Annotated in this window: 24 protein-coding genes; 4 read left to right on the top strand and 20 right to left on the bottom strand. The window is 69.8% G+C overall.

Features of this window, described 5'->3' with window-relative positions:
- Positions 1-2: 2 nt before the first annotated feature.
- The 13 genes from MPE_RS22760 to MPE_RS11105 all read right to left on the bottom strand — a co-directional run bounded on the left by MPE_RS22760 (position 3) and on the right by MPE_RS11105 (position 10,994).
- The gene (locus MPE_RS22760; RefSeq protein WP_049820806.1) at positions 3-1,865 is read right to left on the bottom strand and encodes a sensor domain-containing diguanylate cyclase; all 1,863 of its coding nucleotides are present in this window, start codon (positions 1,863-1,865) and stop codon (positions 3-5) included.
- Between the two features lie 105 nt (positions 1,866-1,970).
- A complete protein-coding gene (locus tag MPE_RS11160; protein WP_011829805.1) occupies positions 1,971-2,324 on the bottom strand; it encodes an FKBP-type peptidyl-prolyl cis-trans isomerase in 354 nt (117 codons plus the stop codon).
- 46 nt (positions 2,325-2,370) lie between these two features.
- Positions 2,371-3,054 carry a DUF1345 domain-containing protein gene (locus MPE_RS11155; RefSeq protein ID WP_036229940.1) on the bottom strand — a complete coding sequence of 228 codons (684 nt, stop codon included), beginning with the start codon at positions 3,052-3,054 and terminating at the stop codon, positions 2,371-2,373.
- Positions 3,055-3,119: 65 nt separating this feature from the next.
- Positions 3,120-3,647 (bottom strand): 3'-5' exonuclease, encoded by a 528-nt coding sequence (locus tag MPE_RS11150; protein ID WP_011829803.1) that lies wholly within the window; start codon positions 3,645-3,647, stop codon positions 3,120-3,122.
- Positions 3,648-3,712: 65 nt separating this feature from the next.
- A complete protein-coding gene (locus tag MPE_RS11145) occupies positions 3,713-5,374 on the bottom strand; it encodes an L-lactate permease (RefSeq protein WP_011829802.1) in 1,662 nt (553 codons plus the stop codon).
- Positions 5,375-5,526: 152 nt separating this feature from the next.
- Positions 5,527-5,919 carry a PPC domain-containing DNA-binding protein gene (locus MPE_RS11140; RefSeq protein WP_011829801.1) on the bottom strand — a complete coding sequence of 131 codons (393 nt, stop codon included), beginning with the start codon at positions 5,917-5,919 and terminating at the stop codon, positions 5,527-5,529.
- 7 nt (positions 5,920-5,926) lie between these two features.
- Positions 5,927-6,502: a hypothetical protein gene (locus tag MPE_RS22755; RefSeq protein ID WP_011829800.1), complete on the bottom strand. Its 576-nt coding sequence runs from the start codon at positions 6,500-6,502 to the stop codon at positions 5,927-5,929.
- Between the two features lie 319 nt (positions 6,503-6,821).
- On the bottom strand, positions 6,822-7,094 hold the full coding sequence (locus tag MPE_RS11130; RefSeq protein WP_011829799.1) for a GNAT family N-acetyltransferase: 273 nt from the start codon (positions 7,092-7,094) through the stop codon (positions 6,822-6,824).
- 67 nt (positions 7,095-7,161) lie between these two features.
- Positions 7,162-7,728 (bottom strand): chromate transporter, encoded by a 567-nt coding sequence (locus tag MPE_RS11125; RefSeq protein WP_049820805.1) that lies wholly within the window; start codon positions 7,726-7,728, stop codon positions 7,162-7,164.
- Positions 7,692-8,282 carry a chromate transporter gene (locus MPE_RS11120; protein ID WP_011829797.1) on the bottom strand — a complete coding sequence of 197 codons (591 nt, stop codon included), beginning with the start codon at positions 8,280-8,282 and terminating at the stop codon, positions 7,692-7,694. Before MPE_RS11120 ends, MPE_RS11125 begins: the two co-directional genes overlap by 37 nt.
- A 29-nt stretch (positions 8,283-8,311) precedes the next feature.
- Positions 8,312-9,628 (bottom strand): Hsp70 family protein, encoded by a 1,317-nt coding sequence (locus MPE_RS11115; RefSeq protein ID WP_011829796.1) that lies wholly within the window; start codon positions 9,626-9,628, stop codon positions 8,312-8,314.
- A gap of 102 nt (positions 9,629-9,730) precedes the next feature.
- A complete protein-coding gene (gene cspE / locus MPE_RS11110; protein ID WP_011829795.1) occupies positions 9,731-9,940 on the bottom strand; it encodes a transcription antiterminator/RNA stability regulator CspE in 210 nt (69 codons plus the stop codon).
- A 265-nt stretch (positions 9,941-10,205) separates the two neighbouring features.
- The gene (locus MPE_RS11105) at positions 10,206-10,994 is read right to left on the bottom strand and encodes a Crp/Fnr family transcriptional regulator (RefSeq protein ID WP_011829794.1); all 789 of its coding nucleotides are present in this window, start codon (positions 10,992-10,994) and stop codon (positions 10,206-10,208) included.
- Positions 10,995-11,063: 69 nt separating this feature from the next.
- On the opposite strand from MPE_RS11105, the gene MPE_RS11100 reads away from it, so the two are divergent.
- Positions 11,064-11,357, top strand: a complete 294-nt coding sequence (locus tag MPE_RS11100) for a BLUF domain-containing protein (RefSeq protein ID WP_011829793.1) — start codon at positions 11,064-11,066, stop codon at positions 11,355-11,357.
- Positions 11,358-11,462: 105 nt separating this feature from the next.
- On the opposite strand, the gene mnmH is transcribed toward MPE_RS11100, so the two are convergent.
- The gene (gene mnmH, locus MPE_RS11095; RefSeq protein WP_036229872.1) at positions 11,463-12,506 is read right to left on the bottom strand and encodes a tRNA 2-selenouridine(34) synthase MnmH; all 1,044 of its coding nucleotides are present in this window, start codon (positions 12,504-12,506) and stop codon (positions 11,463-11,465) included.
- 39 nt (positions 12,507-12,545) lie between these two features.
- On the opposite strand from mnmH, the gene selD reads away from it, so the two are divergent.
- The 3 genes from selD (at position 12,546) to MPE_RS11080 (ending at position 14,304) form a co-directional block, all read left to right on the top strand.
- Positions 12,546-13,586, top strand: a complete 1,041-nt coding sequence (gene selD, locus MPE_RS11090; protein ID WP_041929648.1) for a selenide, water dikinase SelD — start codon at positions 12,546-12,548, stop codon at positions 13,584-13,586.
- Positions 13,583-13,834, top strand: a complete 252-nt coding sequence (locus MPE_RS11085) for an RNA-binding S4 domain-containing protein (protein WP_011829790.1) — start codon at positions 13,583-13,585, stop codon at positions 13,832-13,834. Before selD ends, MPE_RS11085 begins: the two co-directional genes overlap by 4 nt.
- 164 nt (positions 13,835-13,998) lie before the next feature.
- The gene (locus MPE_RS11080) at positions 13,999-14,304 is read left to right on the top strand and encodes a high-potential iron-sulfur protein (protein ID WP_011829789.1); all 306 of its coding nucleotides are present in this window, start codon (positions 13,999-14,001) and stop codon (positions 14,302-14,304) included.
- Between the two features lie 26 nt (positions 14,305-14,330).
- Here MPE_RS11080 and MPE_RS11075 read toward each other — a convergent pair whose 3' ends face one another.
- The 6 genes from MPE_RS11075 to MPE_RS11050 form a co-directional block, all read right to left on the bottom strand.
- Positions 14,331-14,993, bottom strand: coding sequence for an RluA family pseudouridine synthase (locus MPE_RS11075; protein ID WP_237706313.1), 663 nt, complete (start codon positions 14,991-14,993; stop codon positions 14,331-14,333).
- 14 nt (positions 14,994-15,007) lie between these two features.
- The gene (locus MPE_RS11070; RefSeq protein WP_011829787.1) at positions 15,008-15,826 is read right to left on the bottom strand and encodes a phosphate/phosphite/phosphonate ABC transporter substrate-binding protein; all 819 of its coding nucleotides are present in this window, start codon (positions 15,824-15,826) and stop codon (positions 15,008-15,010) included.
- 152 nt (positions 15,827-15,978) lie between these two features.
- Entirely contained in the window at positions 15,979-18,003 is a 2,025-nt protein-coding gene (locus MPE_RS11065) for a S9 family peptidase (protein ID WP_011829786.1), read from the bottom strand.
- A 102-nt stretch (positions 18,004-18,105) separates the two neighbouring features.
- Positions 18,106-19,041 carry a Tim44 domain-containing protein gene (locus tag MPE_RS11060; RefSeq protein WP_011829785.1) on the bottom strand — a complete coding sequence of 312 codons (936 nt, stop codon included), beginning with the start codon at positions 19,039-19,041 and terminating at the stop codon, positions 18,106-18,108.
- A 108-nt stretch (positions 19,042-19,149) separates the two neighbouring features.
- Entirely contained in the window at positions 19,150-19,626 is a 477-nt protein-coding gene (locus MPE_RS11055) for a protein-tyrosine phosphatase family protein (protein ID WP_011829784.1), read from the bottom strand.
- Positions 19,623-20,666 carry an LLM class flavin-dependent oxidoreductase gene (locus tag MPE_RS11050; RefSeq protein WP_011829783.1) on the bottom strand — a complete coding sequence of 348 codons (1,044 nt, stop codon included), beginning with the start codon at positions 20,664-20,666 and terminating at the stop codon, positions 19,623-19,625. Before MPE_RS11050 ends, MPE_RS11055 begins: the two co-directional genes overlap by 4 nt.
- Positions 20,667-20,798 lie beyond the last annotated feature (132 nt).

The following is a 20,798-nucleotide window of genomic DNA, read 5'->3' as shown; positions in this document are numbered from 1 at the left end:
GCTCAACTCGCCGTGCTGGCAGAGGCCGCGATCCGCAGGCAGGCCTTGCCGGCCCGCTTGGCGTCGTACATCGCGCCGTCGGCACGCTTGCGCAGGCTGTCGAGCGATTCACCCGGCAGGTAGACGGCCATGCCCAGGCTCGGCGTCGACACGGTTGCCTGGCCGGCCAACACGTGTGGTTCGGACAGCTGGGCGAGGATGCGCTCGCACAGCTGAAGACGATCCTCGGCCGTTCCCGACTCTTCCAGGATCACGGTGAACTCGTCACCCCCGAGCCGGCTGACCAGATCGGTCACACGCACGCAGGCTGTCAGGCGCAGCGCGACCGAGATCAGCAACCGATCCCCCGCTTCGTGACCGAGCGTGTCGTTGACGCGCTTGAAGCCGTCGAGATCGAGGTAGACGAGGGCCATCGGCCGACCACTGCGTTGAGCGCGGGCAGCGGCCAGTTCGAGCTGTTCCTCGAAATGACGGCGGTTCGGCAACTGCGTCAAGGCATCCCGGCGTGCAATGTCGGCGAGCTGTGCTTCGGCGCGCTTGCGGTCGTCGATGTCGCGCGTGATCAGCGCCACGCCCTCCTCGACCGGGACGACCTGGAAGTGCATCCAGCGTCCGCGCATCGAGGTCGCGACGGCCTGGGCCTCGACATCCATCGGCTTCTGCCGTTGCAGCACCGTGAGCAGCAGGTTCAGCAGGCCATCTTCGCGGATCGACGGCACCAACTCGGTCGCGCGACGCCCGATCATCGCAGCGGGGTCCAGCCCGAGCATGGCGCCCGCACGGCGGTTGGCGTCGGTGATCACGAAATCGTGTGTCTGCCCCGACGCATCCCGCTCGGCACGCATCAGCCACAGTGCATCCAGGCTGCCGTCGAGTGTGGCGACGTAGAGCGCCTTGGCCCGACGGGCCTCGCGCCGACTGCTGTCGAGCCCGCGGGCCTGCCGCCACAGCACCAGCGTTCCGAACACGATCAGCAGTGCGACGGCCGCGGACCAGCCGAGGAGACGAAGCCGCGTCTGCTGATAGCCGGCTGTCACGGCGTCGGCCGAGACGGCCACGACGGCGACCATCGGATAGCGATCGATCGGCAGCGCCGTGAAGAAGCGGGCCGTGCCGTCGACCTGGCTGTAGAAGGGCTGGAGCGTCTCGCGGATCTCGCGCGAGCGCTGCAGCACCTTCTGGGCGTCGACCTTCTCGCCGAAACTGATGCTGCCGTCCAGACGCCGTGAGCGGTTGATGTTGTCGAGGCCGATCACCGTGATCACGGTGCCCGGCGCCTCGCCATGATCGAAGCCCTTGGTCAGAGAGCCGGGATCGAGCATCGCGACGACGACGCCGTCGAACTGGCCGTCGTGGGTCAGGCGGCGCATCACCGGCAGCATCCAACCGCCATTCAGATGATCGGGCTGAGGCGCGCCGATGCTCAGACCGAGGACGGGATCGTGGAGGTGACGCTTGAAATCGTCTTCGTCGGCGACGTTCAGCGCAACGTCGGGCGAGGTGCTTTCCTGCACGACGCCATGTCGATCGGTGATGAGCAGGGCGCGGGTCGTGTCCAGCGTCACGAGTCCGGCGGCGCGCAGCCCGGACAGGCTCGTCGGGTTGCCGGTCTCGTGCAGCGACTTGACCAGCAGCGTGGTCTGGTCGACACGGTCGAGCACTTCGCCGACGCGCACGGCCAGCTTCTGCGTGTTGCGTTCGGTATCGCGCAGTGCGCGCTGCACCTCGTTGCGGCGGGCGGTGTCGAGACTCAGCTGTGTCACGACGCCGAGCACGGCGAGCAACAGCACGGCCGCCGCCAGCAGCGCGCTGTGGAGCGTGACCGACGACGTGAGGGGTGAGCGGGCGGAGGAGTTTTCGGTCATTGAAATCGCGTCGGGACACATCCGCTGGGGACGGTCCGCGACACGGCGATTTCGGTAGCGCATCGCCGGACTTGAGCCCCCCGGGCACTGCCCCGGGGCGACGGCTCAGCCGATGACGGCGAGCAACTCGACCTCGAACAGCAACGTCGCGTTCGGCGGAATCACACCGCCGGCGCCGCGTGCGCCGTAGCCGAGCGCCGGAGGAATCACCAGGCGCCGCGTACCGCCGACCTGCATGCCGGCCACGCCTTCGTCCCAGCCGCGGATCACCATGCCGCCGCCGAGCGGGAACTCGAACGGATCGCCGCGATCCTTGCTGGAATCGAACTTCCGCCCGGCGCTGCCGTCGTTGTAGAGCCAGCCGGTGTAGTGCACACGGACGTTCTTGCCGACGGTGGCGGTCGGGCCGTTGCCGATCAGTGGGTCTTCGTATTTCAGGCCCGAGGGAGTGGTGTTCATGATCGCTTCCTTTGAAAACAGGGTCGCAGCATAGCCGCAAGGGCCGCTACTGGAACAGTGCGGCCAGTGTGTTGACGGCCAGCGCCAGGATGAGGAGGTTGAAGCCGAAGGAGAGCAGGCTGTGCCACAGCACCAGGCGACGCATCGCCCGCGTGTGCACCGTCACGTCGGAGACCTGCGAGGTCATGCCGATCACGAACGAGAAGTACAGGTAGTCCAGGTAGTCGGGCTCGGGCGTGCCCGGGAAGTCGAGCGCGGCCCGGCCCTTCGACGCGGGGCGTGCCTCGAGATCGCGGTGGGCGTAGTGAAAGGCGAAGCGCACGTGGATCAGCAGCCACGACAGCGCGATCGCCACCACCGCCAGCAGGCCGTGCGGCCAGCGTTCGCCGGCCGGCAGATCCCGGCTGGTCAGCAGCAGCGCACCGATCGCGGTGATGCTGGCCGCACAGCCGAGCAGCACGACCACCAGCATCGCGGTGCTGCTCTGGTCGTTGCGAGCCACCTCGTCGGGCCGTGGGATGTCGCCGTGCAGGCCCAGCGTCAGCCCCGACAACAACAGGGAGAGGAGGGCGAAGCCGCACCAGCCGACCAGCAGGGACTCCACCCACGGCAAATCCGCGATCCGGCACGCGGTTGCGACCCCGCCGCCCAGCGTGGCCGACACCAGCAGGCGGCTGCTGGCGGACCAGGTGCGGAGCCGCGCGCGCCAGGCAGGTTCGGGAATCTCCATGACCGGCATGCTAGGGCCTGCGGGGCTGCCCGACGAGTCGGCTCTGGGGCGCGGCGGCCTTCAGCTCAACGCCGGCGCAGCGACGCGGGCCGCAGTCGGCGCAGTGCCAGCTGCAGCATGCGGGCGTCGGTGCTGGCGCGGTGGCGCTGCTGTCCGGACTCGGCGATGACCTGGCGCTTCAGGGCATCGAAGCGTCGGGCCTGGTCTTCGTCGAGCAGGCTCAGCAGGTGTTCCAGTCGGAAGCTCGGCGTCAGCTCGGCGGCGTCGTACAGGCGTGCCAGCCAGGGGTAGTCGTGTGCCCAGCCGTCGCAGTAGGCGACGCGGCCGTTCAGGCGCTGGTTCAACAAGCCGGCGACCTCGGCTGCGCTGCGGCCGTGTCGCTGCGCGAGCTCGCGCGGGATGTGATGCAGGGCCTGGGCCTGCGGATCCCAGTGCAGCCAGTCCGGCTCGGGCCGGATCAGCGAGCACCAGGCGCGGCCGTCGGGCAGCACGAAGCCGACTTCGATCGGGTAGCTGCCGCGGCCGAAGCCCGACGCTTCGATGTCGAGGATCGTCGGCGCCGCAGGCTCGAACGGACGGGGTGGGGTCAGCACGCGTGCGCCGCATGCAAGTCGCGAGCCGGGTCACGGTCTGCTCCGGCCGCGTCTGCGGCGGCACGTCACTTCACGACCATCAGCGTGAACGGGTACACGTAGGCCTGCAGCGTCACCAGGATCCCGACCAGGCTCGCGAGCGCGATGGAATGGAAGAACACGTAGCGCAGGATGTCGCCTTCGTGATCGAACCAGCGTGTCGCGGTCGAGGCGACGACGATGGACTGCGCGTCGATCATCTTGCCCATCACGCCGCCGGAGCTGTTGGCCGCACCCATCAGGTTCGGGCTCAGGCCCAGCTGCTCGGCCGCGACCTTCTGCATGCCGCCGAACAGCACGTTCGAGGCGGTGTCCGAACCGGTCAGCGCCACACCCAGCCAGCCCATCAGCGTGCCGAAGAACGGATAGAACACGCCGGTCGACGCGAAGGCCAGACCCAGCGTGGTGTCGAGACCGGAGTAGCGGGTGAGCGTGCCGAGCGCGAGCATCAGCACGATGGTGAGCAACGAGTACTTCACCAGCCAGATCGTCCGGCCGTAGGCCTGGACCAGGGCCGGGATGCCATAGCCCATCACGAGGCCGCCCACGACAGCGGCCAGCAGGATGCCCGAGCCGGTCGCCGACAGCAGGCCCAACACGTACTCCGCCGATTCGGCGGTCGGCTTGGGCACCACCGGCGGCATCTTCTCGATCAGCTTGTGCAGGCCCTCGATCGGGAACTTGGGAGCGAAGATGCCGTTCAGCCAGGTTTTGGTGGCTGGCAGACCCCAGACGAACACGAAGGCCGTCAGGATGACCCAGGGCGTCCACGCCTTCACGACGTCCGCTCGCGCATGGCGGGTCGGTGCGGTGGCGGCGCGCGCTTCGCCGCCGTCCTTTTCGTGACCCTTCAGCGACACCGAGGTCCAGATCTCGGACGGCTGCCAGACGCGCAGGAACAACACCAGCGCGGTCATCGAGCAGATCGCGGCGATCACGTCGACCAGCTCCGGGCCCATGTAGTTGGACACCAGGAACTGCGGCACCGCGAAGCTCACGCCGGTGACGAGCACCGCCGGCCAGATCTGCTTCATGCCGCGCCAGCCGGCGAAGGCCCAGATCAGCCAGAACGGCACCAGCAGCGAGAAGAACGGCAGCTGTCGGCCGATCATCGCCGACACCGCCAGCACGTCGTAACCGTGCACCTTGGCCAGCGTGATGACCGGCGTGCCGAGCGCGCCGTAGGCCACCGGCGCGGTGTTCGCAATCAGTGACAGGCCGGAGGCCGCGAGCGGAGAGAAGCCCAGGCCGATCAGGATCGCGGCGGTCACCGCGACCGGCGTGCCGAAGCCCGCGGCGCCCTCGAAGAAGGCGCCGAACGCGAACGCGATCAGCAGCAACTGCAGGCGGCGGTCCTCGGTGATGCCGGCGATCGAGTCCTGCAGCACCTTGAAGCTGCCGTTCTGCTCGGTCAGCTGGTGCAGGAAGATGATGTTCAGCACGATCCATCCGATCGGCAGCAGGCCGGTCAGCCCCCCGAGCAGCGCCGCACGACCGGCCATGCCGGCCGGCATGCCGAAGGCGAGGATCGCGATCGCCAGCGCGCTGGCCAGGCCGGCCGCCGCGGCGATGTGGGCCTTGAGGTGCAGAAAGCCGAGGCCGATCAGCATCACTGCCACCGGCACGGCGGCCAGCAGCGTCGAGACGAGCATGCTGTCGAAAGGGTTGTAGACCTGCTGCCAAACCATCGCGAACTCCAATCAGTCACCGCACCGGACGCGGAAGGCCCGTGGCGTTGTCACGGGCTGCGGCGAGAAGATCGCAGGTCTGGAGGTCGCCGAGCTGAAGGCAGGCTGAATGGTGCGCTGTCGCCAAGGCGACAGCGCAATGCAGGACGGTTTCAGCGCGGCGTGATGCGCAGCTCTGGATAGCCGGTGCGGGCGTCCGCCATGCGTTCGAAGCGCAGGTCTTCGAGCACCTCGACCAGCAGCTCGACCGTCGTGCGCACCTCGCAGCCGGCCGCTACGTGTCCGCCGAGCACGCGGCCCTGGGCGTCGGCGATGCTCATGTGCAGGTGGGCGCCCGCGAGCGACAGCGAGCCGCACAGGCTCAGGATCTCGACCGGTGCCTCCAGTTGCAGCGGCTCGGTCGCTTCGGCCAACCGCAGCGCGGTGATGCGCAGGCTGCCGATGCCGGCGATCACGAAGGCGGCCGGCCAGCCGCGCTCGACTGTCAGCGCCTCGAGACGGCGCCGCAGGTCGTCGCCGGGCTCGAGCCGCAACGCGGTGCGCATGGGCGGGTCAGCGTGCGGGCAACGGCCGCACCGCGAGCGCGCACAGGTTGCGCACGTGGCGCGGCCCGGGTCGCTGATCGGCGAGCGAGCGCAGCGCCAGCGGACCGGCGGTGACGTCGAGCGCGCGACCGTCCTGCGAGCCGATCACGTAGACCTGCTCGCCGAGCGCGCTGTTGTAGAGCTCGCCCCAGGAAAACACCGCGCGGTAGCCGTCGGTGGCCGTGGCCTCGACCACCCAGGTGCGCGTGTCGCGACGGCCGGCCTCGTCGAAGCCGGCAAGCGTGAGCACGTCGCGCAGCAGCCAGCCGCCGTAGCTCAGGATCTGCTCGTCGCGAGCGCCTTCGCGCTCGACCGCGCGGCGAAGGCTGACCTGGCGCGGCGGCAGCGACTCGAGGTCGCTGCGCTTGAGGTCGCGAGCGCGGCCGTCGGCCACCTGGGCCGTCAGCAGCACCTCGGCGTCGCGTGGCGCCGTGTCGCTGGGGCAGGGTTGCGCGTAAGCGCCGGCGTGGGCGGCGATCGCGGCAGCAAGCAGGGCGTCACGCGGGCACATCGTGCGGCTCCGGTCGAAGGGCTTCGTGGCCATGCTAACGCCCGCTCCGGCGCGTCGCCCCCAAAGGAAAAGCCCCTGCCGCGGGGCAGGGGCTTCGTTGTTGGTGCTCCTGTTGGTGGGTCCCCCGCAGGGGGCCCGGGGCCCGGAAGCTCGACCCTTTGTCCGGTGGCCGCGGAGAGTCGACGGGGCGTTGCCCTCCATCGCCATCGAACGGTTCTGATTGTCGGCAGGGAAGATGACAGGCATATGCCGTGATTGGGGGATGCGACCCCCTCATTCCGGTCAGAAGTCGCGTCGAGTTGCCGAATGCCGGGCCCGCTTTTCGTGGTGCGGTGCAGCACGAGCGAAGCGCTCAGGCATGCAGGTCCTGCGTCTCCGGATGGCGCCGCATGTAGCTCGCGACGTAGGAGCACGACGGCTCCACCTTGAGCCCCTGCGCTCGTGCATGCGCCAGGGCTTCCTGCACCAGCGCGGCGGCCACGCCGCGGCCGCGCAGCGCGGTCGGCACGAAGGTGTGGTGCAGGGTCATCACGTGGCCGCGCAGGGCGTAGTCGGCGACCGAGAGCAGGCCGTCGACGCTCGCTTCGAAGCGCGTGGCGGCCGGGTTGTGAAGGACAGTGATCATGAGGCAACGGCAGGGCGGGGAGTGCGGACAGTGTGCACGCGGCGCGTCGTCCGTGCGGGCCGGGCGGTCAGATCCAGCCCAGCAGGCCGAGCAGCGCGCCGGCCGCGATCATCCACAGCAGGTGCAGCCGCGTGCGCCAGACCAGCAGCGCGGCGACGGCGGTCGCCAGCAGGGAACGCCACTCGCTCGGCGGTGCGGCCAGCAGCCAGCCGGTGGCGGCGATCAGCGCCAGCGTGATCGGCGCCATGCCGACCTTGAAGGCGCGCACCGAGCGCCAATCCTGCCGCGTGTGCCCCCAGCGGTTGACCAGCAGCGCCAGCGTGACCGAGGGCAGCATGATGCCCAGCAGGGTGGCCGCCGCGCCCAGCAACCCGGCCGCCTGGTAGCCGAGCAGCGCCACGAACAGCACGTTCGGGCCCGGCGCCGCCTGGGCTATCGCGATCGACGACGTGAATTGCGGATCGCTCAGCAACTGCTGTTCGACGACCATCCAGCGGTGCATGTCCGGCGCCACCGTGATGGCGCCGCCGATCGACAGCAGCGACAGCAGCAGGAAGTGGCCGAACAGCGCCAATAGCGCCGAGCCTTCGGGCAGCGTCACGACGGCGTCTCCGAGGTCCGCAGCCGCCGCCATGCCAGCGCGCAGGCCAGCAGGCCCAGCGCCGGCAGCACCCAGACCAGCGGCCAGCGCAGCAGCGCCACGGCCACGAAGCAGGCGGTGGCCAACGCCGCCAGCGTTGGCAGGCCGAGCGGGCTGCTGCGCAGCGGTGCGGCCAGCTTCAGGGCTGTTCCGATGATCATGCCTGCCGCGATGGCCCCCATGCCGCGCAGGGCACCGGCCACCAGGGGATGGGTGGCGAATTGCGCATAGAGCATCGTGGCCGCCAGCACGATCAGCAGCGGCGCCGCCATCATCCCGGCCAGCGCGGCGAAAGCGCCACGCGTGCCGAAGTAGCGGTCCCCCACCATCAGCGAGAGGTTGCAGACGTTCGGCCCGGGCAGCACCTGCGCGAGCGCGAGGGCCTCGAGGAACTCACCCTTGCTCAGCCAGCGCTTGTCGTCGCACAGCACGCGCTGAGCCACCGCCAGCACACCACCGAAGCCCTGGAGCGCGAGGCCGGTGAAGGCGGTGAAGAGTTCGGTGCAGGAGGCGGGCCGGGCCAGGGGGGACGGGTCGTCGGAATGCATGCGGGCGATGTTAGTGGTGGCGTGGAACCTCAGCGGGCCACGGCGAACCGGCGTTGCGCGTGCAGGCCCAGCCCGGTGGCGACGCTGGCGAGCCGGTCGCCGCGCACTGCGCGTGCGGCCGGGAAGCTCGCGGCCAGGCGCTTGGTCAGCAGCCGCAGGCCGGTGGACCCGCCGGTGAAGTAGAGCGCGTCCACCGATGCCGCCGTCAACCCGGCCTGCACCACGGTCTGCCGCGCGGCCTCGACGATGCGCTCCACATCGCCGTCGATCGCCTCGGCCGCCTGCGGCGCGCTGAGCGGGACCCTCAGCGCACGTTCGACCAGGTCCAGGTCGATCTGCGTGTCGGCACCGTCGGCGACCGCGATCTTCGCCGCCTCGGCACGCGCCAGCAGCTCGTGCCCGAGCCGTTCGCTCACCGTGCGCAGCAGGCGCCGGTGGTGGCGCGGGTCGGCGTAGAAGGCCGCCATGTTCTTGAGTTCGGCCACGCGTCCCGGCTGGTAGACGGTGTTGATCAGGTGCCAGGTCGCGAGGTCGAAGTACACCGCGCTCGGCACCTCGCGCGGCGGTTGGTCGCCTCGTGCGGGGCCCGAGGCGCCGTAGCCGAGCTCGCGCAGGATGCCGGTGAGCTCGATGCGCCGGTCGAAGTCGGTGCCGGCGATGTGCACCCCGTGGCTGGCGAGGATGTCGTCCTTGCGATCGGTCCGGTCGCGGCGGTCGGGGCCGACGCGCACGACCGAGAAGTCCGAGGTGCCGCCGCCGATGTCGGCCACCAGCACGCATTGCTCGCGCGTCGCCTGCTGCTCGAAGTCGAAGGCGGCCGCGATCGGCTCGTACTGGAACACCACGTCGCGCAAACCTACCGCGCGCGCTGCGGCTTCAAGCGAAGCCTGCGCCTGCGCATCGCGCGTCGCGTCGCCGTCTACGAAGAACACCGGCCGCCCCAGAACAGCCTGCGTGATCGGCGCGCCGAGGGCGGTTTCGGCGGCATGTCGCAGGTGGCGCAGGTAACCGGTGATGACGTCGAGGAACTTCACCGCATGACCGCCTCCGACATCGGTAGTCTGCTCGACCAGGCTGGAGCCGAGGATGCTCTTCATCGAGCGCATCAGGCGGCCTTCGTAGCCGTCCACGTAGGCCGCGATCGCGGCCCGGCCGAAGGCGCGCGGTGGCTCGGCACCGGGTGCGAGCGGCTCGTGCTCGGCGAAATAGAACACCGCCGTCGGCATGGTGGACTCGCCGGCCTCCAGTTCGACCAGGCGGCTGCTGCCGTGGTCGGCGGGAATGGCGATGGCTGAGTTCGAGGTGCCGAAATCGATCGCGCAGTAGGAAAGGGTCGGTCCGGGCATGGTGGCGTCTGGCGAGGGGGCGCGATTCTAGGATGCAGACGCGGGCGGACAACAAAAAACGCGGCCGAAGCCGCGTCTTGAGTGGAGCACCGAACTCGCTGATTACAGCGGGCGGATGTTCGCAGCTTGCGGGCCCTTCTGGCCTTGCTTCACTTCGAACTCGACGCGCTGGTTTTCCTGCAGCGTCTTGAAGCCGTTGCCCTGGATGTCGCGGAAGTGCGCGAAGACGTCGGCGCCACCGCCGTCCTGGGCGATGAATCCAAAGCCCTTGGCTTCGTTGAACCACTTCACGGTGCCGGTTTGCACGCTCATATACGTTCCTGTCGATCAAAAAGTACGGCACGGCAACATGCCGTGCTCATGCAGAGACACTCAAGAAACGTTACCTGGGGGAGACAAACCAGACAGTCGACGAGAACCATCGACCGGATTGAGCAAACACCTAAGAACCGCGATCTTGTGTATATCTACGAAGGTGAGTGTAGCTGATCGTTTCCCATGTGGGCGAAGGAGCCTCGATCCGTTTCACCGATGCCACACCCGTGAACCCTGCGCCGACGACCGGCATGGCCCGCGGTCAGATCAGAGGGATCGTTCGCATCGGCCGTTCTGCATAGTCGGCCAGGCGCTGCAGGGCGTGGCGGTTCAGCAGTCGCAGCCGGCCGTCGGCGATCTCGTGCAGGCCGAGCCTGTGCAGGCGGCGCAGTGTCTTGTTGGTGTGAACCAGCGACAGGCCCAGCGCATCGGCGATGTGCTGCTGCGTGACCGGAAAGGCCACGGCGGCCCCCTCGACGAGGCCCACCCGCTCGGCGCGCCGGTACAGATGGATCAACAGCATCGCGATCCGCTCGGCCGCGCTGCGCTGGCCCACCGACAGCAGCGTCTCGTCGGTCAGGTTCTCCTCGCGCGCAGCCAGCCAGGTCAGGTCGTAGCCGAGGCTCGGGAACTCGCGGTACAGAGACCACAACTCGGCTTTCGGGAAGCGGCACAACTGCAGTTCGGTCAGGGCCTCGGCGCCGTGTGGAGCCCCGTCGGCGAACTGCTCCTGCAAGCCGATGAAGTCACCGGGCAGCAGGAAATTGAGGATCTGGCGGCGCCCGTCGCTGAGGGTCTTGAAGCGGAAGGCCCAGCCCGAGAACACCGTGTAGAGCCACTCGCTCGTCGCATGCTCGGCCAGCACGTCCTGTCCGGCGGCGAAAGCCGCGCTGCCATGGCGGAAGCTCTGGATATAAGCCAATTCCTTCGCGCTGACCGGAGAGAACGCCGGCAGAGCCCGCAGCGGGCACTGGGCGCAGGCGGCCGGCGGGTGGCGATCGGCGTGATGGGCAAGGGCGGCAAGGGAACTCCGGCGAGTGTCAATTGACATTGTGAAGGCTGATGGTGTGTTCTATCGTGCTGCGCGCCTCACTTCCACCTGAACCGGAATCTCTCCTCCATGACGACACTGTCGCAGTTCTTGTATCTCAGTCAGGTCCGCGGCGACAAGCCCTTCGAAACGATCGCCGTGGTGGTGGCCGAGGCGCGGCAGCTGAATGCCGAACAGTCGATCACCGGTGTGCTGGTGTTCGACGGGGCCCAGGTCTGCCAGTACGTGGAGGGCGAGGTGGGCACGATCGATGCGCTGATTGAGCGCCTGATGGTCGACCCGCGTCATGAGCAACTGAAGGTGCTGCACCACGCTCCGCTGCAGGGTGAACGGCGGTTCGCGCGTTGGCGCCTGGGCACCTGATGCTCGACGATGGCCGGGATCTGACGCGTTTCGACGCGCTGAGTGGAGAGGGCGCGATCGCGTCCTTTCTCGAGCAACTGCCGCTGGTCGATCTGGAGCCCTGAGTCAGCCGGCGGCGATGCGCCGCGCGAGCGCTTCAATGCCGGCCTCGGAGAGATCGTCCGTCCCGACGCGCCGCCCTCCGCTCAGCTTCTCGAAGTGGCGGCCTTGCGAGCGGGCGTAGAGCGGGTCGTAGTGCTGTGTCATCAGTGCCGCGAACAGCGGCGGCAGATTGCGCTCCATCGCCCAGTCCTGCCACTGCGCCAGCGTCTCGTTGGCGAGCATGCCCTTGAGCAGGCCGAGCTTGTCGGCAAGGCGTTGCGGGTCGTCGCCGAGCCAGGCGTAGTCGCGCAGCAGGTAGGCCAGGCGGGCGTCGGGCGTGGCATCGATCTGCACCACCGGGCTGACGCGCAGGCGTTCCAGCAGGGCGTCGGGCAGGCTGATGCGGCCGATCCTGCGGCTCTCGGCCTCGACCCAGATCGTGCGCGTCAGGTCGAAGCCCTTCATTGCCGCCGCGAGCTGCGTCTCGAAGGCCTTCTGCGACGGCTGCTCCATGCCGGGCAGTGCGCCGAGCACCGAGCCGCGGTGTGCGGCCAGCGCCTCGAGGTCGAGCACCTGCTCGCCCAGCGCACCCAGCGCCTGCAGCACACGTGTCTTGGCGCTGCCGGTCGGCCCGCACAGCACGCGCAGCGGCAAGCTCGGCGCCAGCGCCGCGATGCGCGCGATGACATGCGCGCGCCAGGCCTTGTAGCCGCCCTGCAGTTGCTGGGCATCCCAGCCCACCAAGCGCATCCAGGTCACGAAACTGCCGCTGCGCATGCCGCCGCGCCAGCAGTAGAGCAGCGGTCGCCAGCCCTTCGGCCGGTCGTGGAAAGCCGTGTCCAGATGCCGTGCGATGTTGCGTGCGACCATCGCGCCGCCGAGCTTGCGTGCCTCGAAGGCCGACACCTGCACGTACAGCGTGCCGACGACGCGGCGCTCCTCGTCGTCGAGAACCGGGCAGTTGATCGCGCCCGGGATGTGGTCGAGCGCGAACTCGGCCGGCGAGCGCACGTCGATCACGGTGTCGAAGCCGGCGAGGTCGTCGACGGTAGTCGGGCAGTGGCTCACCGTCGGGCCGCCCGATTCGGTTTGATCGACACTTGCATCATGGAATCCATCCGACTCACATCCTTTTCCCACGGTGGCGGCTGCGGCTGCAAGATCGCGCCCGGGGTGCTGGCCGACATCCTGTCGCGTGCCCCGGCCGGGCTGATCCCACCCGACCTGCTGGTCGGCACCGAGACAGCCGACGACGCGGCGGTCTACCGACTCAACGAGCACCAGGCGCTGGTGGCCACCACCGATTTCTTCACGCCGATTGTCGACGAGCCCTACGACTTCGGCCGCATCGCGGCCACCAACGCGATCTCCGACGTCTATGCGATGGGCGGCACGCCGATCCTGGCCCTGGCCCTGGTCGGCATGCCGCTGGACAAGCTGCCGCCCGCGGTGATCGGCCGCATCCTGGAGGGCGGCGCGAGCGTGTGCCGCGAGGCCGGCATCCCGATCGCCGGCGGACACTCGATCGACGTGCTCGAGCCGATCTACGGCCTGGTCGCGCTGGGCCTGGTGCACCCCGAGCGCGTGCGCCGCAATGCCGACGCCCGGCCGGGCGACGTGCTGGTGCTCGGCAAGCCGCTCGGCGTGGGAGTGCTGTCGGCGGCGTTGAAGAAGGGCCGCCTCGACGCGGCCGGCTATGCCGAGATGCTGCGCCTCACCACGCAGCTCAATCGCGTGGGCAGCGAACTCGGTGCGCTGGACGGCGTGCACGCGATGACCGACGTGACCGGCTTCGGCCTCGCGGGCCACCTGCTGGAGGTGTGCCGTGGCTCCGGACTGGCCGCCGAAGTCGACCTGGCGAGCGTGCCGTGGATCGACATCGCGCGAGGCTTCGCGCAGGAAGGCATCGTCACCGGCGCCTCGGCACGCAACTGGGCCGGCTACGGCGACCACGTCGATCTCGGCCCGCAGGTCGAGCCCTGGCAGCGTGCGCTGCTCAGCGATCCGCAGACGAGCGGCGGGTTGCTGGTGTCGTGTGCGCCGGGCGCCGTCGACGCGGTGCTGGCCGCGTTCTGGCGCGCCGGCTTCGCGGCGGCCGCATCCATCGGTCGGCTGCAGTCCGGCGCCGCGCGCGTGCGGTTCGCATGAGCGGGCGCAAGCTGCAGCAGCTCGACTTCGCACTGCGCGGCGAGTTCATCACGCTCGACGCGCTGCTCAAGGCGACGGGACTGGCCGACAGCGGCGGCGCCGCCAAGCAACTGATCCAGTCCGGCCAGGTCCAGGTCGACGGCCGCGAGGAACTGCGGCGCGGCGCCAAGCTGCGGGCCGGTCAGGTGGTCGCCGTGAGCGGCGCGCGCGTGCGGCTGCTGGCCGCGGAAGGCGCGGGAAGCGCTTGATCGTGTCGGGCTCGGGAACGCGATCGATTCTCGGTTCGGCTGCGCGCGCAGGGCTTTGCAGTCGCGTCGCCGAGATGTCAGCCTTGGCTGCCTAGCATGCAGCGTCGATCGGATGCCTGCGCATCCGGCGATCCGTGCAACCCGACCCTCAGCAGGAGACGACGATGACAGCCAGACGCCAGTTCATCCAGTGGATACCCGCAGCCGGCCTGGCCGCCTGGGCAGGACGCCATGCGCAAGCGCAGACCAAGGTCAGCGAGAAGGATCCGCAGGCCGTGGCACTGGGCTATGTGGAAGACGCGACGAAGGCCGACAAGGCCAAGTTCAAGACCTACGCCGCCGGGCAAAAATGCGGCAACTGCCAGTTGTTCCAGGGCAAGGCGGGCGACGCCGCCGGCAACTGCCCGCTGTTCGCCGGCAAGCAGGTGGCCGCAGCAGGGTGGTGCAGCGCCTACGCGAAGAAGGCCTGAGCGGTCCGCTCCTGGCGACGCCTCGGTCAGAACGGCGGCGGCGACTCGAAGGCGAGCGCCGGCCGGCCGGGCATCGGGTGCGCGAAGGCCAGGGCGCTGGCGTGCAGCAGCAGGCGCGGTGATCGGGCCATCATCGACGGCGGTGCGTACAGCGCGTCGCCGAGGATGGCGTGGCCGATGGCCATCAGGTGCACGCGCAACTGGTGCGTGCGGCCGGTTTCGGGCGTGAGCTCGAGGCGGGTCGAATCGCCGCTCGTGTCGTAGGACAGCACCTGCCAGTGCGTGCGCGCGGGTTTGCCGCGCGCGTGATCGACCTGTTGGCGCGGCCGGTTCGGCCAGTCGGCGCCGAGCGGCAGGTCGATGCGGCCCGCGGCCGGCTCGACATGGCCTGCGACCACGGCGACGTAGCGCTTCTCGACTTCACGCTGCTCGAACGCCCGGCTCAGGCGTCGCTGCATCTCGACGTCCAGCGCGAACACCATCAGCCCGGAGGTGGCCTCGTCGAGCCGATGCACCACGCGGGCGTCCGGCCAGGCGCGCTGCACCCGGGCCGCCAGGCAATCCTGCTTCAGCGGGCCGCGTCCGGGCACGGCCAGCAGGCCGGGTGGCTTGTCGACGACCAGCAGGGCCTCGTCGCGGTAGAGCGCCGGCGGTGCGGGCCCCACCAACGGGTCGTCGGCTGGCGTCACCTCCGTGGCTCGGGTCAGAGACCCAGCCAGGTGCCGATGGCGAGCATCGCGGCTTCGTCGTAGGTGGCGAAGCCCTGGTACTTGGTCGGTTCGAGCTTCTTGCGGCCGTCCTCGCTGCCATCGAGCGACAGCAGGTAATCGCGCACGATGCCGACCTGCTCCGCACTGAGCGAGGGGCTCGCGATCACGTGCTTGATCGGCACCGGCTTGGACTTGAACAGCACCTTGCCGCCCTTGGCTTGCCAGGCCTTGATGACCGATGACGCTGCGGTCGCACCGACGTGGGTGAGATTGTTCTCGACGAAGAAGGGCACCGCGTCCTGGTAGCGGGTGTAGGTGAAGGCCACGCCTTTGGGATCGCCGATCGCGTCGCGCAGCGAGGCTCGCACCATCCACGAGGTGATCGAGTCTTCGTCGGGTGCGCCGAGGCGCAGGCCCTTGATGTCGGCCAGCGACTTCAGCGGCGAGTCGGCCTTGACGAGGAAGTTGGCGCTGTACTGTTCGTAGCCCTTGGTCACGACCACCAGCTTGTAGCCCGACTGCTTGATGGCGACGATCGACAGGTGGGCCGGGTGCACCATCGCCAGGTCGTAGGCCTTCTCGGCCAGGCGCTTGCGCAGCGTCGGGTAGTCGCCCACGGGCTCGATGGTCACCGGCTGCTTCAGCAGCTTGCCCAGGTCGGCCGCGATAGCGGCGTACTTGGCGGCGATCTGCTCGCTCGGCACGCGGTAGGTCACGCCTTCGTTGACCGCGAACACCAGGCCAGCCTGGGCCCAGGGCGCGGCCAGCAGCAGACAGGCGGCCAGGAAGCGGCGCATTCTCGTAGGTCCCATTCTTTCTCCTCCGGTCGGACGGCTACAGCGAGACCGACGGTGGACCAGCTTGCCACCAGATCAGTGCGCGCACTGGCCCGGATTAGAGCGCACGCCGGCCGCGTTCCGACCCCGCCGGGGCCCGCGGCGTCGCTGAATCCGGTGAAGTCGTGTCAGTCTTGGCGCCCGGCCGACTTCAGCAGCGTCTCCTGCATGAAGAGCAGCATCGCGTAGAACTGGTAGTCGGCGTTCTCCTTGCGGCGAAAGCCGTGCCCCTCGTTCTCGGCGAGCAGGTACCAGACCGGCGTGCCGGTCTGCCGGACGCGTTCGACGATCTGTTCGGCCTCGGTCCACGGCACCCTCGGGTCATTGCGACCCTGGATCACGAACAGCGGCTTGCGGATCTTCTGTGCGTTGTTCAGCGGCGAGATGCGTTCGAGGAAGTCGCGCATCGCCGGATCGCGCTCGTCGCCGTATTCCACGCGGCGCAGGTCGCGCCGATAGCTCTCGGTGTTGTTCAGGAAGCTCACGAAGCTGGAGATGCCGACGATGTCGATCGCACCGGCGATGCGGTCGGCGAAGTGCACGCTCGCGGCCAGGCTCATGTAGCCGCCGTAGCTGCCGCCGACCACCAGCACGCGGCCCGCGTCGAGGTCCGGCTGCGTGGCGATCCAGTCGAGCAGCGTGCCGAGGTCCCTGACGGCGTCCTCGCGCTTCATGCCGTTGTCGAGCGCGAGGAAGGTCTTGCCATAGCCCGAGGAACCGCGCACGTTGGGCTCGACGATGGCGACGCCGAGCTCGTTGACAAGGTAGCTCCAGCGGCCCAGGAAGCCCATCGTCGCTTGCGCTTCGGGGCCGCCGTGCACCAGCACCACGACCGGCCGCTTGCCGGTGAAGCGCGCCGGCGGCGGACTGAGCACGGCCGACATGCTCAGGCCGTCGAAGCTGGTCCAGCGCACGATGCGCTGGTCGGGGAAGCTGGTGGTGTCCAGGCCCGGCGGCACGTGGGGCCGTGTCCACGGCTGCACCGTGCCGCGGTCGACGTCGAGCGCCAACAGGCGGCCCGGCCCCTGGGCGCTGTCGATCGCCACCGCGAGCCGGTGGGTGCGCGGCTGGAAGCGCACCGCATTCACGCCGCCGGCCGGCAGCGCGGGGAGCGCTCGTTCGCGCAGCGTGCGGGTGTCGACGACGCGCAGTTCCTCGCGACCGTCGACGTTCATCTTCAGCGCCGCCAGCGCGCCGTCGTCGCTGAGCTGGGCCGCGCCGACGTCCCAGGGAATCGCCGCCGTGAGCCGCGTCAGCGCGCGGCTCGCGAAGTCGTAGCGCATCAGCTCGCGGAACTCGCCGGCGCGGTCGCTCAGCACGTAGAGCGAGGCGCCGTCCGGCGAGTAGCCGACCGGGAAGTGCGTGGCCTGCAAGGGTTCGCCGACGGCCGGCAGCAACTGCGTCGGCGTGCCGTCGGCGAGGTCGATCAGCCAGACCTGCGAATCGGTCGCCGAGCGGTAGCGCGTGATCGCCAACTGCTTGTCGTCACGCGAGATCTCGCCACCGAACCAGCCGGTGCCGGGCAGCTCGGCGATGCGGCGACGCGACGACGGCTGCAGGGGATCGACCAGCCACAGCGTGGTGGTGGGCGTTGCGCGGCTGCCGCCCTCGGCGGTGCGGTCCAGCGGTACCGCGGTGTAAAGCAACTGCGCGCTCTGGTGCAGCCAGCCGATGGCGTCGTGGCGCTGGTCGGGATCGGTCAGCAGCGTGGGTTGGCGCTTGCCGGCATCGAGCCGATACAGCTGCTCGGCCTCGTTGCCGCCGGGGCTGCGCGAGAACACGAGGTAGCGGCCCAGCACTGGCTCGTAGCTCGCCTCGGTCACCGGGTCGGCGAAGTCGGTCAGCGCGACCGGGGCCGCCAACGGGCCGGGCACACGGAACAGCTGCGCGGTGTTGGCGCCGGCCGGGCGGTGCGAGACCAGCATCTCGTCGCGTGCCGGATGCCAGTCGGCAAGGGCATGGCCGCGAAAATCGGTGTAACGCTCGACCTGCTGCACCAGCGACACCGGGATGGCCGGAATGCCCTGCACGACGAGGTTCTCGTTCGGCAGCAGCGTGCCGGCGGCCGGCGAGCGCGCCGCAGGCGTGCCGCAGGCCTGCAGCATCAGCAGGCCGGTGAGCAGCGAGGCGGTGAGGAGGATCGTGCGGGGCATGGCAGCTGTGCAGGGGATTCTTCGGGTTCCAGAACGGGACAAGGGGCCGCAGCCCCTTGTCGACACCCTGGAGCGTAGCCGCAGCCACGCACCTCGACGCGATCAGTGCCGCTGCTCGATACCGGCGATGGCCCAGGGACGGCTGTCGTCGTCCGGCTTCACGAGGTGCCAGACCTCGTCGAAATCGGTGGCGGCGGCGTCGCTCAGTTCGCGCACCAGGCCGTGGAAGCGCACGCTGACCACTTGCCGGCCGTCCTCACGGGCCAGGTCCAGAACCTCGGCGTCGATCTTGAGCACGTCGGTCTGCTGCGAAGTCTCGCCGCGCTCCTGCAGGTCCAGGCGCAAAGAGGCGAACAGCTCGGGCGTCGTGAAAGCGCGCAGGTCGTTCAGATCGGCCGTGTCGTTGGCTGCCTGGAGGCGGATGAAGATCTGCTTGGCGAGGCGTTCGAAGCCGGCGGCGTCGAAATCAGCCGGCAATGCTCCGCCCGTGGACACCATGGCGATCGGGGGCACTGCCGCGACGGGCGAGGGCTCCACGCGGCGCTGCAGCGGCTCGGCCGGCGCGGGCCAGGCAGGCTGCGTGGCGCCGCCGTGACCGCCGGCTCCCGCACCGGCCAGCGCCGGTCGCGGTCCGGCCGAGCCGCCGGCCATGCGCCGCATCACGAAGCGGATCAGGAAGACCGCGGCGACGGCCAGCAGTGCGAGCATCAGGAAATTGCCGAAGGCCTCGCCCAGGCCCAGATGGCTCATCAATGCCGCGATGCCCAGGCCGGCGGCCAGACCGGCGATCGGGCCCATCCAGGAGCGCTTGGGCGCGGCGGCAGCGGCCGTACCGGCCGCTGCCGGCGCCGCCGGTGCGGCCTGGTTCGGTGTGGCGGCCGGCTTGGCCGGCGGCGCGTCCGGGGTGCTGCGCGGCGGCAGGCTGCGCTTCATGCCGGCCGAACCGCCACCGCCGAGGCGCTTGGCCTCCACGAGCGTCGGGGCCAGCCCCACTGCCAGCGACGCCGCCATCACTACACCAAGCCACCAACGCTTCATGTCCTGTTCCTTGTCAGAGTCTGCAGGCGGCCGATCAGTGGAAGGGCGCCTGTCGGAAGTATGACGTAAAGCTGACAAATTGGTTCCGAACGTCGCCGGCACCTGCGCTCAGATGGTCTCGATCCAGCCCGACTGCCGTGCCGATTCGGGGTTCGACCCGGCTTCGCGCACCTGCTGCAGTGCCGCATCGGTGCTCAGACCCAGGCGCTTGAGCAGGCAGGCGGCGGCGGTGCCGGTGCGGCCGATGCCGGCAGCGCAATGCAGCAGCAGGACCTCGCCGCGGCCCAGGGCGAGCGCCATCTCCTCGACCCCGACCTGGAAGGCCGGTAGATCCGGCGCGACGCCGTAGTTGCGCATCGGTAGCGCCTGCCACTGGCAGGGCAGGGTGTGCGATTCGATGGCCGCCGCGTAGTCGGGCGACAGCTCGGCGATCTCCTCGAGGGGTGTCAAGCAGACGATGCGCGTCAGCCCGGCATCGCGCGCCACGGTGACGAACCGCTCCCAGGGTTGCAGCCGGCCCGGCATCGGCGACAGCCACACCCGACCGGCGACCCCAGGCGGCAGTGCGAGCGGGCGAAAGCTCATGCAGCGTTCTCCGGGGGTGTTGTTGCGAGGTCCGGCGCCAAGCCGAACTCGCGCGCCAGCAGCGCATAGGAGCGGCGGCGCACGGCCGGGTCGTGCGCCCAGGTGTTGACCACCAGTTCATCGAGCCCCAGCGCGGTCGCCAGCTCCCTCAGCTGCGCGGCGACCTGCGGGGCGCTGCCGACGAAGGCTTTGCGATGCTGGGCCTCCAGGGCCGGTCCTTCCTCGGCGCTGAAGCCGCGTTCGGCAACTGCGTCGGGCGACAGCAGCGGGCCAAGACGGCCGCGAGCGCGGTCGATCCGCCAGCGGTCGCGGCTGAGCGCGTGGTGCCGTGCCTCGGCCTCGCTGTCGGCGGCGAGCGCCCAGACGCAGATCGTGGCCTGCGGCGTCGGGTGCCGTTCGCTCGGCTGGTACAGCGCGCGATACAGCGACAGGGCCTGCTCGACGCCCTGGCCGTCCATGAAGAAGTAGGCGAAGGCGTAGGGCAGGCCGAAGTGCGCCGCGAGCCGGGCGCCGTAGTCGGAGCTGCCGAGCACCCAGAGCGCGGGGGCCCGCTCGAAGTCGCGCGCGTCCGCCGGCGGCCGGGGATGCGCCACGATGCCGCGGTGTTGCCGCCCGGCGGTCCAGGCCTGCAGGTCGCGGATCTGCTCGGGGAACTGGTCAGCCGCGCCGTGGGCCTGCGGGTTGAGCGCGAGCGCGGTCCGCATGTCGCCGCCCGGCGCGCGGCCCACGCCCAGATCGATGCGCCCCGGCGCCAGCGCGTCGAGGACGCGGAACTGTTCCGCCACCTTCAGCGCTGCGTAGTGCGGCAGCATCACGCCCGCACTGCCGATGCGGATGCGGCGGGTGCGTGCGGCCACCGCGGCCATCAGCACCTCGGGCGCGGTGCCCACGATGGTCGGCAGGTTGTGGTGCTCGCTCAACCAGAAGCGCCGGTAGCCGAGCGTCTCGCAGTGCACGGCGAGATCGACGGTGTCGCGGATCGCCGCGTCCTCGCCGACACCGGCGAGTGCGATGGACTGGTCGAGGACCGAGAGTTGCATGGGCTGAGGGCCGGCAAGGCCACATCGAGGGAGGGCTCGATTGTCGGGAATCGGGGCGCATCTGGCCGGACCGGTTCAGTTCGACACTGACGGCGCCGGGGTCGGGCGCCGGCCGGCCCGCGCCCTTCGAGC

Origin of the sequence: Methylibium petroleiphilum PM1, assembly GCF_000015725.1 — a bacterium.
GTDB lineage: Bacteria > Pseudomonadota > Gammaproteobacteria > Burkholderiales > Burkholderiaceae_C > Methylibium > Methylibium petroleiphilum.
The sequence above is the reverse complement of the archived record's forward strand: the minus strand, read 5'-3'. Positions and strand labels throughout refer to the sequence as shown.